Source organism: Oligoflexus sp. (assembly GCF_035638955.1).
Classification (GTDB): domain Bacteria; phylum Bdellovibrionota_B; class Oligoflexia; order Oligoflexales; family Oligoflexaceae; genus Oligoflexus.
Genome location: NZ_DASQYZ010000436.1, coordinates 1 through 14,970, shown reverse-complemented (window position 1 = coordinate 14,970; position 14,970 = coordinate 1). Strand labels below are relative to the sequence as shown.

Sequence of the window (14,970 nt, the reverse complement as noted above, 5' to 3'; positions counted from 1 at the left end):
CCACAGCCCTCAACTCATTCCTACCAGATTCTCACCACATCCTTTTCAGGCAACACCATGGCATCCTTGGGCTTGCATTGAAAGGCCTTGGCAAATTCCGGCTGATTTTTCATCTGTTGATTCACCCGAGCCCAACCCAATGAATGGGGATCGGTTTTGAGGCGCATTTCCTTTTGTTTGGGCAGCATCACGCCGCACCAGACGCGGGCGTATTGCAGGAAGAAGCTGCGCTTCATATCATCCGTGCCCTTGCCTTCGGGAAAGGCCGCGCGATAGGCGAAGGTCACACCGGTCAGGTCGCCGATATTTTCGCCGAGCGTCAGGCGTCCGTTGTGACCAATCTTGTTAAACTGCTGCTCAAAACTTTGGCCGCGAAGCTTAAAGTTTTTGACATCCGCTTCCGTCATCCACTGCTTGAGACGGCCCTGGGCATCAAACTGTGCGCCCTGATCGTCAATCCCATGACCCAGCTCGTGACCGATGACGGCCCCGACGGAGCCCAGGTTGATTTCCAAGGGCAGGCTGGGATCATAGAAGGGATACTGCAGAATGCCGATCGGCATCACGAATTTATTGTCATCCGGGCTGTAGTAGGCGTTCACTGTCAAAGGACCCATGTCCCAGACATTCGAATCACGCTTTTGCTTGAGTTCGGCCAGCGAACGTTCCTGAAGTTTGGCCGCCAGTTTTTCAAAGTTGCCATTGGGTTCGGTGGAGCTGTATGTGGCTTCGGGATTGAAGTGCCATTCGATTTCGTTGCGTGGTTTCACCAGCTGCAGACGAGCCTTGCTCATCTTATCACGGGCACCGGCCTTGCCTTGTTCACTCAGCCATTGGTTGCTGTTGATACCATTGATAATGGACTTGCGAACCTCTTCGGCGAGCGCCACGAATTTTTCCTCGGGGAAGTCGGGGAATATTTTGGGCAGCAGCTCGGCATCCAGTTCCTTGGTGAAGCTGTTCATGACAGCCATGGTGCAACGTTCTTCGCGTTCCGGCCGCACCTTGGGAGCGCCGAGTTGCTTGACGCCGAAGGCATAGAAAGCTTTTTTGAATTCAGGATAACCATCATCGAGCATCGAGCCCAAACTTTCAAAGAGGTAAACCGCTTTGAGTGTGTCGAGCTTTTCCTTGGCCAATCGATCCTGGAGCCAAGCGTAGGTATCAGGAGTGAAATGACGAATCAGAGTGGTCTCAGGAATCTGAGGCAGGAAATCCTCGAAATGAAAATGAGGATATTTCTTGACCAGATCCGCGCGACTGATTGCGGTTTTCTGCACCCAGATATCACGCCATTCAGCAGGCAACGGACTGACCTTGGCAAAGGCCGTCTCGAAATCGAGCACAGCCTTGGCTTCTGCGGTAGCCTTGTTCGAACCAATGGTTTGAAAAAAATGGACCAGGATTTTCTTGTAGGCGTTGCGAACTTCAGAGCTCTCGTAATAGGAGCGCTCCGGCAGACTCATGGCGTTCGCCACAAAGTAAAAGTCATAGACGTCAGGCTGGTTTTGATTGGCGAGGTTGCCAATACCCAGGAAGCTGGTTCGCGCTTCGATTCTTTCATCGGCCAGGAAGCGGGCAAAGGCCGCATGGTCCTTGATGCCTTCCAAACGTTTCAAGGTTTCAGCGACACGATTTTTTTCCTCGTTCGCGCTGGCTACAGGTTCCATACAGGCGTTGTAAACCGTAGCGAGAGTCTGCGATCTGGGGGCGAGTTTCTCACCTTTCTGCGCCTGAGCGGCAATTTCCTTGAGATAGGATTTTTTCTTTTCCAGCAAACGCTCAGCGGAATCATCAAAGGCAAAGGTATGACTCGAGCGATCGGGACGCAGAGCGTAGCTATCGACAGCCTTGGAGCAGGCATACGCATAGAAATCATCACAGGGGTTGATGCTCTCGTTGACTGGAAATTCGCGGCGCTCAGGAATGGCGCTACTGGCTTTGGCTTGAGGGGGTGTCACGGCCAAGATCGGGGCAGCCATCAGGCTACACGCGACAAAAATAAGTGACTGACGCATCTTGAAAACTCCATAAGTTGACCGGAAAGCAGGATACAGAGCGGGGTCCACCTAGAGATACACGAGCAAGTACAAAAGACCAATAGAATAAATAGGCTTATTTTTCAATGAGTTGAGATGCGTTTGGGAAAGCGCCAAACCAAAATCCGGAACGGCCTTCATGACTCCGGCAAATTTTGCCGGTCGAAGGGGTCAGATGACTTGAAATAAATGGAACTACGGAAAAATTCCTGCCTCGAAAATCAGGAGCCAATTTGGGTTATTTTGTCGAGCTGACCAAGTCCTCATGACCAATTCTTCAGCACCGTCGAAAATATATTCCGAAGGATAGGAACTCACACGGAGGAAAAAGCATGATGCGCTTGCCAGGCAAACTGATCCTATGCTTTTACGCAGTGCTGTTCCTAAGCGGTTCTGCATGGGCGGAAGATTTGCGATTCAAAATCAATCTGAAATCGAAGAGGCTTCATCAGGACCGGGAATGGCTGATCGAACGAGCCGCCCTATGGGACGGTAAACATCTCTTCATGAATCCACAGCTCGACTTCAGCAACGTGTCCTGTGCCGGTAATCCTGAAGGGGGTTGGAAATGCACAGGATCCGTGACCGCCATCGGCGATTACGCACCCAATGTCTCGTTGACGTTTGACTGGAATGAAAGCGGCACGCACGATAAGAGCGAGCGCCTTTATCCCTCGCAGGTCGCGGAGAATGCGTTTCGCCTTCAGGCGGCGGGCATGGGTGTCGTCGTTTACGCGGAACCCAACTGCGGCTGCCGTGCGGCTCAATGTAATGAAAGTGTTTCGGTCATGATTCGTGAAGGCACCGGAGGACGCGTCCTTTGGGGTCCTGAAACGCATCCTGTTGTGTTCAATGAAACCTGTCGCATGGTTCTGATGCTGGGCAAGCAGCTGCCCATCGACGCTTCCATTCAGCGTTATGATTATTCAGCTTTATCGTTGGCTGTTACGCTCAATAACGTCGAGCAGGCTCTCGAATATCTGCCGCTGAGTGGCAAAGGTGAAGCCGGCAATCAGGGCCCCGCGGGAACCCCTGGTGCAACCGGCCCTCAAGGTCCAACCGGTCCTCAAGGTCCGCGCGGTGAACTCGGTCCGGTCGGACCGCAGGGTTTGATAGGTCTCCGTGGAGAGGCCGGCGCTGCGGGTCCTCGTGGTGAAATTGGTCCTATCGGTCCTGGTGGTCCTGAAGGGAAACAAGGTCCACGTGGCCTTGAAGGTCCCGCGGGAGCTCAAGGAGCACAAGGTCCCAAAGGTCCCATCGGTGATGAGGGTCCCAAAGGGGAACGCGGTCCTACAGGTCTGCCTGGCCCCGCCGGAGCTCAGGGTATTGAAGGTCCCGTGGGTCCCAAAGGCGACAAAGGCGATAAAGGTGAGCTCGGGGCACGCGGTCCCAAGGGTGATACCGGTGATGTCGGTCCACGCGGTGAAAAAGGTGATATCGGTGCCACCGGTTTACCAGGACCAAAAGGTGATCCTGGTTTGCAGGGCCCTCAAGGGACACGTGGTGAAAAAGGTGAAATCGGTGAACGCGGTCCGGTCGGTGCTCAGGGTTTAAAAGGCGACAAAGGTGATGCCGGAGCCACAGGTGCGACCGGTGCCACAGGCCTTCCTGGTCCTCAGGGTTTGAAAGGGGATCGCGGTGATGTCGGACCTCAAGGTGTCACCGGCCCCAAGGGTGATGCTGGTCCAACAGGTGCCACCGGTGCGCCGGGAGCCAAAGGTGAAAAAGGTGATCAAGGTGATACGGGTCCGATCGGTTTGCCTGGTGTGAAGGGCGATCGTGGTGATGTGGGTCCCATGGGTCCTCTGGGTCCCAAGGGTGAGACAGGCGCGCAAGGCCAGCAGGGTTTCAAAGGCGATAAAGGTGATACAGGTGCGATTGGCCCGATTGGTCCCAAAGGGGCTCAAGGCGAACGCGGTGAAATTGGACCTCAGGGTTTGACCGGTGCGACCGGAGACAAAGGCGATAAGGGCGATCAGGGCCTGCCCGGTGTACAGGGCACCCAGGGTCCCAAGGGTGAAAAAGGTGATACAGGAGCCTTGGGTCCGCAAGGTCCACGAGGCGAACAGGGCCTTCAGGGTTTCAAAGGTGACAAGGGTGATACGGGTGCTGCAGGTCCAGTTGGTCCGAAAGGTGATACCGGTCCTCTCGGAGCCACGGGCCCGATCGGTCCCAAGGGTGATACCGGAGCCGATGGTCCGCGCGGTCCACGTGGTGAAGCCGGTCCTGCTGGTGCCACGGGCGCCGCTGGTTTGAAAGGTGATACAGGTCCGGTCGGTCCTCAAGGCTTGCGCGGTGAATCCGGAGCCACAGGTGCGGCCGGTGAAATGGGTCCCATAGGTCCCATCGGTCCCAAGGGTGAAACGGGTGATAAAGGTCCCATCGGTCCGCTTGGTCCCAAGGGTGATCAAGGGGTCGCTGGTCCGGTTGGACCCAAAGGTGATCAAGGCCTCACTGGCCCCGCTGGTCCCATTGGACCCAAGGGTGATGCGGGAGCCATAGGTCCCGCTGGTGCCAAGGGTGAAACCGGTCCTGCTGGTCCCGTGGGTCCTGAAGGTCCCAAAGGTGCGGTGGGTCCCTCGGGTCCTGCCGGTCCCAAAGGTGAAACCGGTGCCGCCGGTCCTGCTGGGGCCAAAGGCGAGATCGGTCCTGCGGGCGCTGAAGGTCCCAAAGGTGCGCGCGGTGAATCCGGTCTGCCGGGTGCGCCTGGTCCGAAAGGTGATAAAGGCGACAAGGGTGATACAGGTCCCGAAGGTGCTCGCGGACCACGAGGAGAAACTGGCCCGATCCAGGATTTGAGTGATATTCTGCGCCGCCTCAATGCGCTGGAACAAGGAAATTGATCGTTGATCCCGGCTTCGGCCGGGACCATAATCGTTCCTTTTGCATCCGCACAAGGAACGAAGTGTGCCGAAAGAAATTTGGATTCTTGGCTTTGTCAGTCTCCTTATGGACATTTCATCCGAGATGATCCACAGTCTTCTGCCGCTCTTTATGGTCACGACCCTCGGCACCAGTGTCTTCGCCGTGGGACTGATCGAAGGCGCGGCGGAAGCCACTGCCCTCATCGTTAAAATTTTCTCTGGTGCTTTAAGCGACTATCTTGGCAAACGCAAAGGTCTCGCCGTGCTGGGCTATGCCATGGCCGCTGTGACCAAGCCGATGTTTGCCATCGCTCAAAGTTCGGGCATGGTGCTGGCGGCTCGCTTGACCGATCGCATCGGCAAAGGGATTCGCGGTGCTCCTCGGGATGCCTTGATCGCAGATCTGGCCCCTCCGTCCATGCGCGGCGCAGCTTTTGGTTTAAGGCAATCCCTCGACACAGTCGGCGCTTTCGTGGGGCCTTTGCTGGCAACCGGCCTCATGGTGCTCTGGTCGAGTGATTTTCGCGCTGTGTTTTGGGTTGCTATTGTGCCGGCTGCCCTGTCCGTTTTTTTACTGATGGTGGGCATCCGTGAACCGGCAGCCTCGCCCGACGTGAAGCGGCAGAATCCGATCCGGAAGGAAAATTTACAAAGACTCAGTGCTGCGTATTGGTGGGTGGTCGCACTCGGTGCGGTTTTTACTCTCGCTCGTTTCAGTGAAGCCTTCCTCGTGCTGCGGGCTCAGGAACGGGGTATAGCCCTGGCCTGGGTCCCGATGGTGATGGTGGTCATGAATATCGTTTATTCGGCGACGGCCTATCCCTTTGGCAAGCTCTCAGACCGTATGAATCCCATCCATTTGCTGGTGCTGGGAACCGTCGTGCTGCTGCTCGCTGATGTGGTGCTGGCGCTCGGTGATCAGTGGCCTTGGATTATTCTGGGCATCGGATTTTGGGGTGTGCACCTGGGCATGACGCAGGGACTCATGGCAGCCCTGGTCGCGCAGACCGCTCCCGATGATTTACGCGGCACGGCGTTTGGTTTTTTTAATTTGGCTTCAGGTGTGGCCATGCTGATCTCGTCCGCGCTGGCAGGACTTCTCTGGGATCAATTGGGAGCGGCTTCCACCTTTTGGACCGGGGCAGCCTTTTGCGGTCTTTGCCTTATTGGCCTTTTTAAAATGCAATTCATTGATTTCAAAAAGAATTCTTGAGCTGTCACAGATTGGATTGAGGGACCGTAGACCTAAAGGAGTCGAGTGAGGACACGTGGATCATTGGAGCGATGAGGAACTTTTGGATCAGTATTTCGCAGGGGACGTGGAAGCCTTTCGCAGCTTTTACCGTCGGCATGCGGGCCGCGTGCTGGGTTATGCCCGGGCCAAAGGCCTCAGTGCCCAGGCCGCCGAGGACGTTCGGCAGGAAGCCTTTCTGCGTCTGCACCATTCCATTCATCGCTATGAAAAAGGTCGACCGGCTTTGCCTTGGTTTTTTACCATAGTGCATAATTGTATGATCGATGTCATGCGACAGAATCAAAGCCTGATGAAGCTGCGTCAGGCATGGCAGAATCAGGAGCCGGAGCCGATGGCCCATCCCCATGAAGGTCATGATCCGCTCCCAGCATCCGTCCTGGCCTCACTTTCGTCGGAGCAAAGACAGGTGGTGGAGCTGCGAGTTTTTGACGAGAAGTCTTTTAAGGAAATGTCCCAGGCAACCGGAAAAACGGAAGTCGCTCTACGCAAGATTTATGAAAGAGCCCGGCAGAAAATGCGCCGATTTTGGGATGGAGGTGAACTTTAATGGAGCCCAATCCTTGTGATTTTAAGCAATTCATGGCCAGTCAGGTTTCTACCGACACTGACCCATCGTTGCCTGATACCCTGGAAAAAGATTTGGTGGCATCACGCTTCAAACTTTCCGTCACCTATATCACAGGCGCGTCCTTGGGCTATATTCTTTCGCTCGTCTTCTGCGCGCAGTGTTCGATTGGACTTTCACCCCTGGCCTGGAAAATGAATTCCCTCCTGCATGCGATGCCGGATCCATGGTGTCCCATTCTCTGTGGTTTTGTCTTTGGTTTTTCACCAACGCTCGTAAGTTTTCTTTACCTCTCACGCTTTCAACACCGCTTCCTGATCTTTCGCATGGGATGGTTGCCCGCGCTGGTGCCGATCGTCAGCAGTGCACTGCTTTTGCTTTCGGATGATCCGCACGACTGGGTCTGGCGCAGCATTTGGTTATTGGCGGCTGTTCTCACGCCTTATATACTGGAGTTGATAGCGGCTGTGATCCTCCGGCAGGCGCGGTGGAAACCCGCTATCGACTAAAATTCTGGTTCTGCCTATGGGCAGGAAACGATCCCTGTACATGTGCAGCTTCATTTATTTTCCATTTATTTCAACTTGATACAGAGTATCTCATGTGCAGAAAAAATCCGCCGATAAGGTGGGTAGTTCTTTGGAGTAGGTGCAGAATATGTCGAGGCAGAAATTAATTGAAACCATTGCGAGCCGTGTGTCTGTCACACGGTACCTGGATTATCGGGAATATCTGCAGGCCATCTACCTCGCCTTGAAAAACGAATTGGGATCCTATTCCTACCTGAGCTATGCCGAAGATTTGGGCTTCTCCAAAACCAATGTGGTGCACCTCATTATCAAAGGCAAAAGGCCTTTGACGGATAAGGCTGCCGATCGGATCAGCAGCGCCCTGGATATGCGCAGCAATGAGCGCAAATATTTCGAACAGCTGGTCAGCTTTCAAAATAGCCACGATGCCATCGAACGTGAAATGCTGATGCAGAACCTGCTGCATTACAAGAATAAGGACGTGCAGTCCGAGGAAAGTCACGATCAGCTGGAATTTTTTACCGAATGGTTCAATGTTGCCATTTATGAGCTGGCCCTGACGCCTTATTTTACCGAGGATCCCAAGGAGCTGGCGGGACTGCTGACCCCGCGTATCAGGCCCGAGCAGGCTCGCAAGAGTCTGGAGCTTTTGCAGCGGCTCGGTCTTTTGCGTAAGGATGAATCCAGTGGACGCCTGATGACCACCCGTAATCGTGTCAGTACCGGTGACGAAATCGCGTCGCTGGCCATCATTCGTTATCATCAAAAAATGATTGATTTGGGCAAGGAGTCACTCACGTCGGTGGAAGCTTCGTTGCGTGACATCAGTGCCATTTCCATTGCGATTCCCGAGCACAAGCTGCCCGAGTTCAAAAAGGAAATCAGCGCTCTTCGCAAGAAACTCCTCAGCATGGCCGATGAAGAAACAAGTCCAGATGCCGTTTACCAGGTCAACTTTCAGTTATTCCCACTCAGCCGCCAGAAGCCTAAAAAGACTTGATTCACTGACTCCCACTCAGCCGCCAGAAGTCTAAAAGACTTGATTGAAGCCTAAAAAGGCTTGATTCACTGACAGGCGCAAATTCTTGTATTGCCAAAAAATGGTGCGTTGGACGGGTCGGTCGGGCTCGAATCGAAGAAGGGCTGGCCCCTGGCGGTGCGATAACAGCCGTAGCCGCGACCAGTCACGATAGGGGTCAAACCAATACTGAAGGCACTTCGATCCGGGAATTTGTCATAGAGATCGCCGCAGGCCTGGCGACCTTCGCTGGCTCCCGTTCCGAACCGATCGACCACCCAGGGATGAACCGTCATCTGCGATTGAGCGCAATAGTCCGTACAGGACATCGATACAGTCATGATACAAACGCCATCCATGAGAACGCCTTCGGTGCAGGTTAGAGCGTTTTGCGTGGTGGCTGGTTTGGGAGCCTGAGCCGGTGGCAATGTCTCCACCTTGATGGTCTCGCCTTTTTCATTCGTAACGGTATAGCTATAAGTACTGGACTGGGCCGCCGCACGCAATTCAGCGGACGCGGCGCCGGTAAAGGTAAAGATCACGTCCCAAGGTTCTTCGCCAGCGGCCACGAGTTTCGTCACGACGATGCTGGGATTGGAACCGGGTGCAGGTTTAATATCGTAGCGGGTCCAACTGTCGGCCGTAGCTTTCACCCGCGCTCCGTCCGTCGTGGCCACGCTGCAACCAACTTGAACAAGCTCGCCCGTGGCGTTGATATCCATGCAATTGACCAGATATCCTGGGACGCCCGCTCCGGTTTCGGTCGGGCGATCATTGGATTGGGTTGTGGGGGCGATGTCGGCCGTCGACGGTGAAGCCGACCCTGACTTGGCAGGAGAGGCTAGAAAACCATTGGGCATACAGGCCATCAGGCTGCCTGTGAACGCGAGGCTCAGGAAAACTTTAATGGTAGTCTGCATGGTGCCCTCCAATAAACGTATCGGCACACATGGGCTCCAGCCTAAGTGGAGGTCCTAGCCAGGCTTAATCATTGGAGGAATCGTGACTCATTGGATTGACCGACCCATCGCCTTCAGGACTATATACATGGACAAGGTCTTCGGCCAGACGCAGGACATCCAGATGCTTGCCAAAACTTAGCTTTTGGCTGAGCGACATGTATTCATAAAGCACGATGGCCGCGATTTGCCGATGATTGCTGCGATGGAGCCACCTTGCTAAAGCCAGCCAGACGAGAAGGCGCTGGTCGATATTGCGAAGGACTTCGATTTTGGTGATGACGCGTTTGATATCGGAGAGCCTTTTGGCAAACGGAATATCCGTGTCGTAAGCCTGCTCCAGACTTTGGGCCAGGGCATGAAACCCGCTATTACGCTGAACATCCAGGCCGTGGGTGAGTTTCGATAGTTTTTCCAAGCGCTTCGACCAGGACGTTTTAGGGTGCGCGTAGGCCCAGAAAAACAGTTCCAGGGGATAGGTGTTGGTGTAGTGCGTGCCGCCTTCCATGGAGAGCTTAAAAAGCTCGCCAAGATCGAGCGACTGGCTGGCACTGATGCAGGTCTTTTCCCAATGCAGTTCGTGAACACAGGCAGGATCGGTCAGCTGCGGCGCATACTGCTGCACGAGCTGGTCGGCCTTGATGATGTCACCCGAAAGGCGGGTGGACTTGATGAGATAAAGGCGAAGACGATCCAGCGTTTTGCTTTCTTCGGTTTCGCGTAAACCCTTTTGAAAGAATTCAATCGCCAGGGCGGTATTGCCCAGTCGCAAGGCGTTGATGCCAATGCCCAGATTTTGCCGGGCCATATGTTCAGCCGGCATGGCCGAAAGGTGCGCGCTCAGGAGCCTTTCCCAGAGCGAAGGGAGAAACTCACCATTGCCGAGGTGGATGTCACTCATAATGGAATGCATTTCGGAAAACAGAAACGAGATTGGGGAATGCCCGGGTTTCACGCCCGCCACCCGTAAGATGGCTTCACCGAGGTTGGAAAGGTCATGAATTTGCTTTTTTCCCAGACCACCAAAGCGCTCGTGATGCACCAGTGCCGACATGATAAAAATGAAGCGCCGCAGCATGCTGACCGAATCTTTCGAGAGGTCGAGCAGCTGGATCTGTTCGAGAATATAGTTCAGCCGTTCGGTCTCGCCTGATTCCCTAAGAACCTGATCGAGTTCGATTTTGATCTCTTTTTTGGTTTCATCGATTAAAGCTTTTTTCCAGCTTTCCCGACTTTTGCCGGCCATAAAAAGATCCTTGTGGTGACGTCAGAGGCGCTGCGGAACGTATCGGTATTTTCGACGCCAATGTGAAAAAAGGCTGCGGGTCACGAAGACCCGCAGCCGAAATGCAAGCTAAGGCTAAACAGATACCCGAGAGAGCCGTAGGAGCCACAGCCTCCAGTTAATCTTAAGGTTGAACCGCCGCGATCTGGGCAGCCAGATCATCGATCTGAGCTTGAAGGTCTGCAACGGCGTCCTGAAGATCTGCAATCAGATCCTGGATGGCGATTTGCAAAGCAGCAAGATCCATATCCATGGCGGCCTGAATGATGTCATCAAGAGCCGCTTGATCGATCGCTGGCAGGGCCTGGGCGTTGGCCATAAAGTCTCCAAAAGCCGCACCCTTCAAATCTGCCGGTTGAGCAAAGCTGGACATCTGATTTTCAATGTCCTTTTGCTGAGTCAGCAGACTGGACTTTTGGGCTTCCAAGTCCGCTTTCTGAGCCTGGAGATCAGCCACATCAACTTTCTGCGGCGACGCTTCGGTTGGAGTGTTGGTCTGATCCGCACTCTTCACGACAGGCGCTGCCGCCTGGCTGCGTGTGACTGAGCTGGGATCGGGTTTGGCCCCGCACGCGCTCAGCAAAACATAGACCGGTAGAACCGTGATGAGTGCTTTGATCATTTTCATATGTAGATCTCCCCTTCGCCGTTGACTGATAGAAGAGGAATTGCAATGCCTGTGCTCAGGACGCCTTGCCGTAAAAGATGAGTGGTATCAAGGACCCAGCCCGGAGCAGAGGCCTTAGGGTTTGATTAAAGACTGACATTCAAAATCGGTCCCCGAACTTAATAAAACGCCAGGCCTCGACAATGATAAGGATATTTTGGAAATGCCCAGGGTTTGACCCGGAAAGGTGCTGAAGCGATCGAAAGTTTCAAAGGTAATGTATGAAAATTGCAGATGAATGCGCATTCGGAGCGATTTTGGAAAGGGCCTTCAGATGTGGATTTATCGGATGACTCCAGGATGAAGAGCAAGACCCGGACCAAATAAAACAGCCCCAGGGGAACCTGGGGCTGCTCAATCAGGAGAATAAGCCGACTGGGATCAGTTGCGACCACCACCTTTGGAGCCATCCCCGTTCCCTGACTTGTCACCATCAGTTTCAATACGGCAAGGTTCAAATTCGAGCTTGGATGCCGTGCCATCGGCATAGACGATCAGATTTTGTCTTTCTGAAAAACCAATACTGAACGTGTCACGAATCTGTGTGGGATTTTCGGGTGAGTAGATCTCACCCAGCACTGTCCCGGATGTGGGGCGGCAGCTACCCTGGGCATCCAGCACGACATTGCTGTAGCGCATAATAACCATAAGTCCGTCATCCAGTTTCCGAGAGGACACGGCACCCGAATTGATTTTCAGCGACTTCAATTTCGATTCGGCGTTGTACGTTTCTTCAATAACCAGGGGCACATCCGCCATGGTTTCCATGCGGGTCTTCAGCACGGTAGCGCCCGACATTGCGGTCCGGTTCGTGATTTCCATGTCAGTGCCAAAGACCAGAGATCTTTGCAGCTGCAGTCCTGTTGCTTGGTCGAACTTCATTTTCTTGATGCTCGACTGATGGCCGCCTTTAGATTTCACGCTGCTTTCGCGCACGAATTGCTGCGCAGGATCCGTGACGACCAGGCGACTGTTGGTGCGATCCAAGGAGCCATCCATGATGACGTCTGTAGTCGTTGCCCAATCAATATTGGGCTTCGTCAGGCTGGTGTTACACGCCAGTGTTTTGCCTGCGCTCTGCATGCGGGAGGCAAAAACGCGACTGAAACTCTCAGTCACACGGGTGGCATCAGCAGCCTGGCCTGATGTCCGGGTTGCCGTGTTGGTTTCCTGATGGTTCAATATCAGGGAGCCATCAACCTGCGCGCCGCAACTGCGAGTGCCATTTCCAGCGACCAGGGCCACGCCGGTGTTATCAAACGCGAAGTCGAGGGCCGCGGTGATCGCTTCATCGTACTGGCTTTCCACCAGGTAGCGAACATCAATTTTTACCGGCTCCGAAGGTTCCACAGGGTCGATCGACTCCACAGGAACCGAAGGCAGGCCGGGAATTGCGGGTTGATTATCTCCCTTGGGCTGGGTAGGTGTCGGTTCCGACGGATTACCGACTTCAACTCCACAACCCAGGAGGCAGCTGCTCAGGAGAGCCATGAAAAGTGCGCTTTGAATGCGAATGCTCACGACTTGGCTCCTTTATCCCGGCTCAGGGGAAAGAATTGAATATTCGTCTGATAAACCACATCGGCGTTGCTGGCCTGTTCCGCCATGTTCAGCAGTTTCTTACGGAAGAGGCTGATTTCCTTTTTCACTTCCGGTAAAAGGCTGCTGGGGATGGCAATGGAAACCGAGCTGACATCGCGAGACTGCGGTTGAATCGCAGTCAGCGATTCCTTGCCAAGTTCGATCATTTTCTGGTGATATCGCGTGATGGCCAGCGAGGCGATCTCATCACCTGTGCTGATCCGTGTCTGGGTCGGTGTATAGGATCCGGAGTCTTCGTCGCGGGTCACAAGACCTAAACGCTGCAGAAGCTCCAGACTCTTGCGGGCCTGCTCCGGGCGAATGCGTGGCGTGAGCATGGCAGCCAGTTGCTTGGGATCGGAGGTGAACACGTTCGTGAAACTGAGTTCATAGATGGCACTATGAAACCATTCGGTAAAGAATTCCAATTGTGCGAGCAAGGCGTCTTCCGATTTCACTTCCTTGGCTTTCAGCTCCACAAGTTCCTGGAACAGGAGTTCTCTCTGCATTGAATCCCGGCTGTTATGATAAGCAACCAGATCTTCAAAGTATTTTCTGTCCTTGCCGTGGAGCTGCAACATATCGGCAATTTTGAGCGCAGCTTTACTGGTCAGGGGGCGGCGGCCCTTGATGATCAGATGGAGGACATTGGTTTTGGAAAAGCCAAGATCATCAGAGAAGTTTAAGTATGAGTATTTGCCGATTTCCTGCTTGATGGCCTCATAGACTGCCTGCAGGTATTCCCTGTAATCGAGGAATCGGCTTACCGACACACGACTGGCAACAGCAACAATGAGTTTGGCATGCGACATACAACACTTTCTCTAATTGATGGTGGCAGACTATTTACTTTATCGGCCCGCCCTTTTTCGCACATGAGAAATTTCGATAACTTCCCGAAAGATCTTGAGAATTACCAGCGAGTTTTTCCGTCACCTCGCTGGTATTTTGCATACTAGGGCTGAGGTGCGATCACACAGTTGTCCATCTGCACCTGGCTGACGAACATGCAGCTCGTTGTCACCACAAAATCGCCCAAGCGGGGGATGGTGACATTGACCTCAATCCGTGACTGTTCAATGGCCTGCGTGAGCAAAGCACTGAGGTCTTCACGGGAGATGGCGCCCGCGCTGCGCAGGCTGGTCCAGCGCGATTTGAAGGGTTCGTTGACCAGGAGGCCGTCCAGAACCGCTGTGCTGATGCCGAGTTCTTCGCGAACATCTGCTTTGCTGAGGGACCGGTTATAGAAACGGAAACTCTGATTCACAGGGTCAGGCTTTTTCGGATCGATGCCGAGCTGGGTCAGAGCGTTGAAATAGAAGGCATTATCCTTATCCAACTGGTCCTTGAAAATGCGTTCCTCGGGAAAGATATTCAGGATCTTCTCAAACTCGACCTGTGTGAAATCACCGGTATTCGCCTGAGCGAAGGGCCTGATTTCATCCTTTTTGTGGATAAGTCCTGCGTTATGGCAGCTCATGCAGGAGACGCCGTTCACAACAGCAGCCAGGAATTCAGCAGGGGCTGCACTTTGGTTGACCGTGTTGCTGGCCGCTTTATCCAAAGTCACACCGTTATTATCCGCAACGCGATAGCCAAACATGCCGTTGGCCAGCTGGAACATGATGCCGGCCCCTTCATGGAAAAATTCTTTGGTGCCATTCAGTGTTATTGGGCCCAGAGGATTATTAAAGATGTTGGCGGTGGCGGCGGAACTGGAGAAATCATAGCTGGTCCAGTAGGCCAGACCATTGATCTGGGCATGACGCTCTATGATCCGGTTTTGCGGGGACATTCCGGAGTTACGGAAGCCCGAGCGGATCACACGGTTGGCGTTGATATTGGTCAGAACATTCACACCGAGCTGCTGGTCCAGTGCAACCTGATTGGCACCGAGTTGCAGCAGACGTTCATACGGAACGGGAAGAGTTGCTGTGGCAATGAACCAGTCGGCCCGAATCAGATAGGTGCTGGAACCCGTCGCCGTCCGCAGGCTGGTATCATTTTGCGAAGCCAGGATGCTGGTTGCGTCGGAAACATTGTTCAGGTACTGCTGCGTATAGGGATAAAAGTGGGCCGTCGAGAACCTGCCTGACTTGACAGATCCCGCATGGTCCCAAATCTGATAGTCCCGCATTCAATATTTTTGAATGAGCATGTCCGGCTTGACGCAATATGTGGATTGAAGGAAAAAGGATCTGCAACAC

General features: G+C 53.8%; 12 protein-coding genes. 5 read left to right on the top strand and 7 right to left on the bottom strand.

Annotation, left to right across the window (positions count from 1 at the left end; genetic code table 11):
* Window positions 1-20 precede the first annotated feature (20 nt).
* On the bottom strand, window positions 21-2,018 hold the full coding sequence (locus VE954_RS36015) for a M13 family metallopeptidase (RefSeq protein ID WP_324962237.1): 1,998 nt from the start codon (window positions 2,016-2,018) through the stop codon (window positions 21-23).
* Between the two features lie 353 nt (window positions 2,019-2,371).
* Here VE954_RS36015 and VE954_RS36010 point away from each other — a divergent pair, with 353 nt between their 5' ends.
* The 5 genes from VE954_RS36010 to VE954_RS35990 all read left to right on the top strand — a co-directional run bounded on the left by VE954_RS36010 (window position 2,372) and on the right by VE954_RS35990 (window position 8,253).
* Window positions 2,372-4,882 carry a hypothetical protein gene (locus VE954_RS36010; RefSeq protein ID WP_324962235.1) on the top strand — a complete coding sequence of 837 codons (2,511 nt, stop codon included), beginning with the start codon at window positions 2,372-2,374 and terminating at the stop codon, window positions 4,880-4,882.
* Window positions 4,883-4,946: 64 nt separating this feature from the next.
* Entirely contained in the window at window positions 4,947-6,116 is a 1,170-nt protein-coding gene (locus VE954_RS36005; RefSeq protein ID WP_324962233.1) for an MFS transporter, read from the top strand.
* Between the two features lie 55 nt (window positions 6,117-6,171).
* Complete coding sequence (locus VE954_RS36000) at window positions 6,172-6,705, top strand: RNA polymerase sigma factor (RefSeq protein ID WP_324962231.1); 534 nt, start codon at window positions 6,172-6,174, stop codon at window positions 6,703-6,705.
* Window positions 6,705-7,232 (top strand): hypothetical protein, encoded by a 528-nt coding sequence (locus VE954_RS35995; protein ID WP_324962229.1) that lies wholly within the window; start codon window positions 6,705-6,707, stop codon window positions 7,230-7,232. Before VE954_RS36000 ends, VE954_RS35995 begins: the two co-directional genes overlap by 1 nt.
* Window positions 7,233-7,380: 148 nt before the next feature.
* Window positions 7,381-8,253, top strand: coding sequence for a TIGR02147 family protein (locus VE954_RS35990; protein ID WP_324962227.1), 873 nt, complete (start codon window positions 7,381-7,383; stop codon window positions 8,251-8,253).
* A gap of 65 nt (window positions 8,254-8,318) precedes the next feature.
* On the opposite strand, the gene VE954_RS35985 is transcribed toward VE954_RS35990, so the two are convergent.
* The 6 genes from VE954_RS35985 to VE954_RS35960 form a co-directional block, all read right to left on the bottom strand.
* Window positions 8,319-9,191 carry a hypothetical protein gene (locus VE954_RS35985; protein ID WP_324962225.1) on the bottom strand — a complete coding sequence of 291 codons (873 nt, stop codon included), beginning with the start codon at window positions 9,189-9,191 and terminating at the stop codon, window positions 8,319-8,321.
* Between the two features lie 64 nt (window positions 9,192-9,255).
* A complete protein-coding gene (locus tag VE954_RS35980; protein WP_324962224.1) occupies window positions 9,256-10,476 on the bottom strand; it encodes a hypothetical protein in 1,221 nt (406 codons plus the stop codon).
* 163 nt (window positions 10,477-10,639) lie between these two features.
* The gene (locus tag VE954_RS35975; RefSeq protein ID WP_324962222.1) at window positions 10,640-11,143 is read right to left on the bottom strand and encodes a hypothetical protein; all 504 of its coding nucleotides are present in this window, start codon (window positions 11,141-11,143) and stop codon (window positions 10,640-10,642) included.
* Between the two features lie 420 nt (window positions 11,144-11,563).
* Window positions 11,564-12,703: a hypothetical protein gene (locus VE954_RS35970; protein WP_324962220.1), complete on the bottom strand. Its 1,140-nt coding sequence runs from the start codon at window positions 12,701-12,703 to the stop codon at window positions 11,564-11,566.
* Window positions 12,700-13,575 (bottom strand): TIGR02147 family protein, encoded by an 876-nt coding sequence (locus VE954_RS35965; protein WP_324962218.1) that lies wholly within the window; start codon window positions 13,573-13,575, stop codon window positions 12,700-12,702. The genes VE954_RS35970 and VE954_RS35965 overlap by 4 nt, the downstream gene beginning before the upstream one ends.
* A 143-nt stretch (window positions 13,576-13,718) precedes the next feature.
* On the bottom strand, window positions 13,719-14,900 hold the full coding sequence (locus VE954_RS35960) for a hypothetical protein (protein WP_324962216.1): 1,182 nt from the start codon (window positions 14,898-14,900) through the stop codon (window positions 13,719-13,721).
* Between the last annotated feature and the right edge of the window lie 70 nt (window positions 14,901-14,970).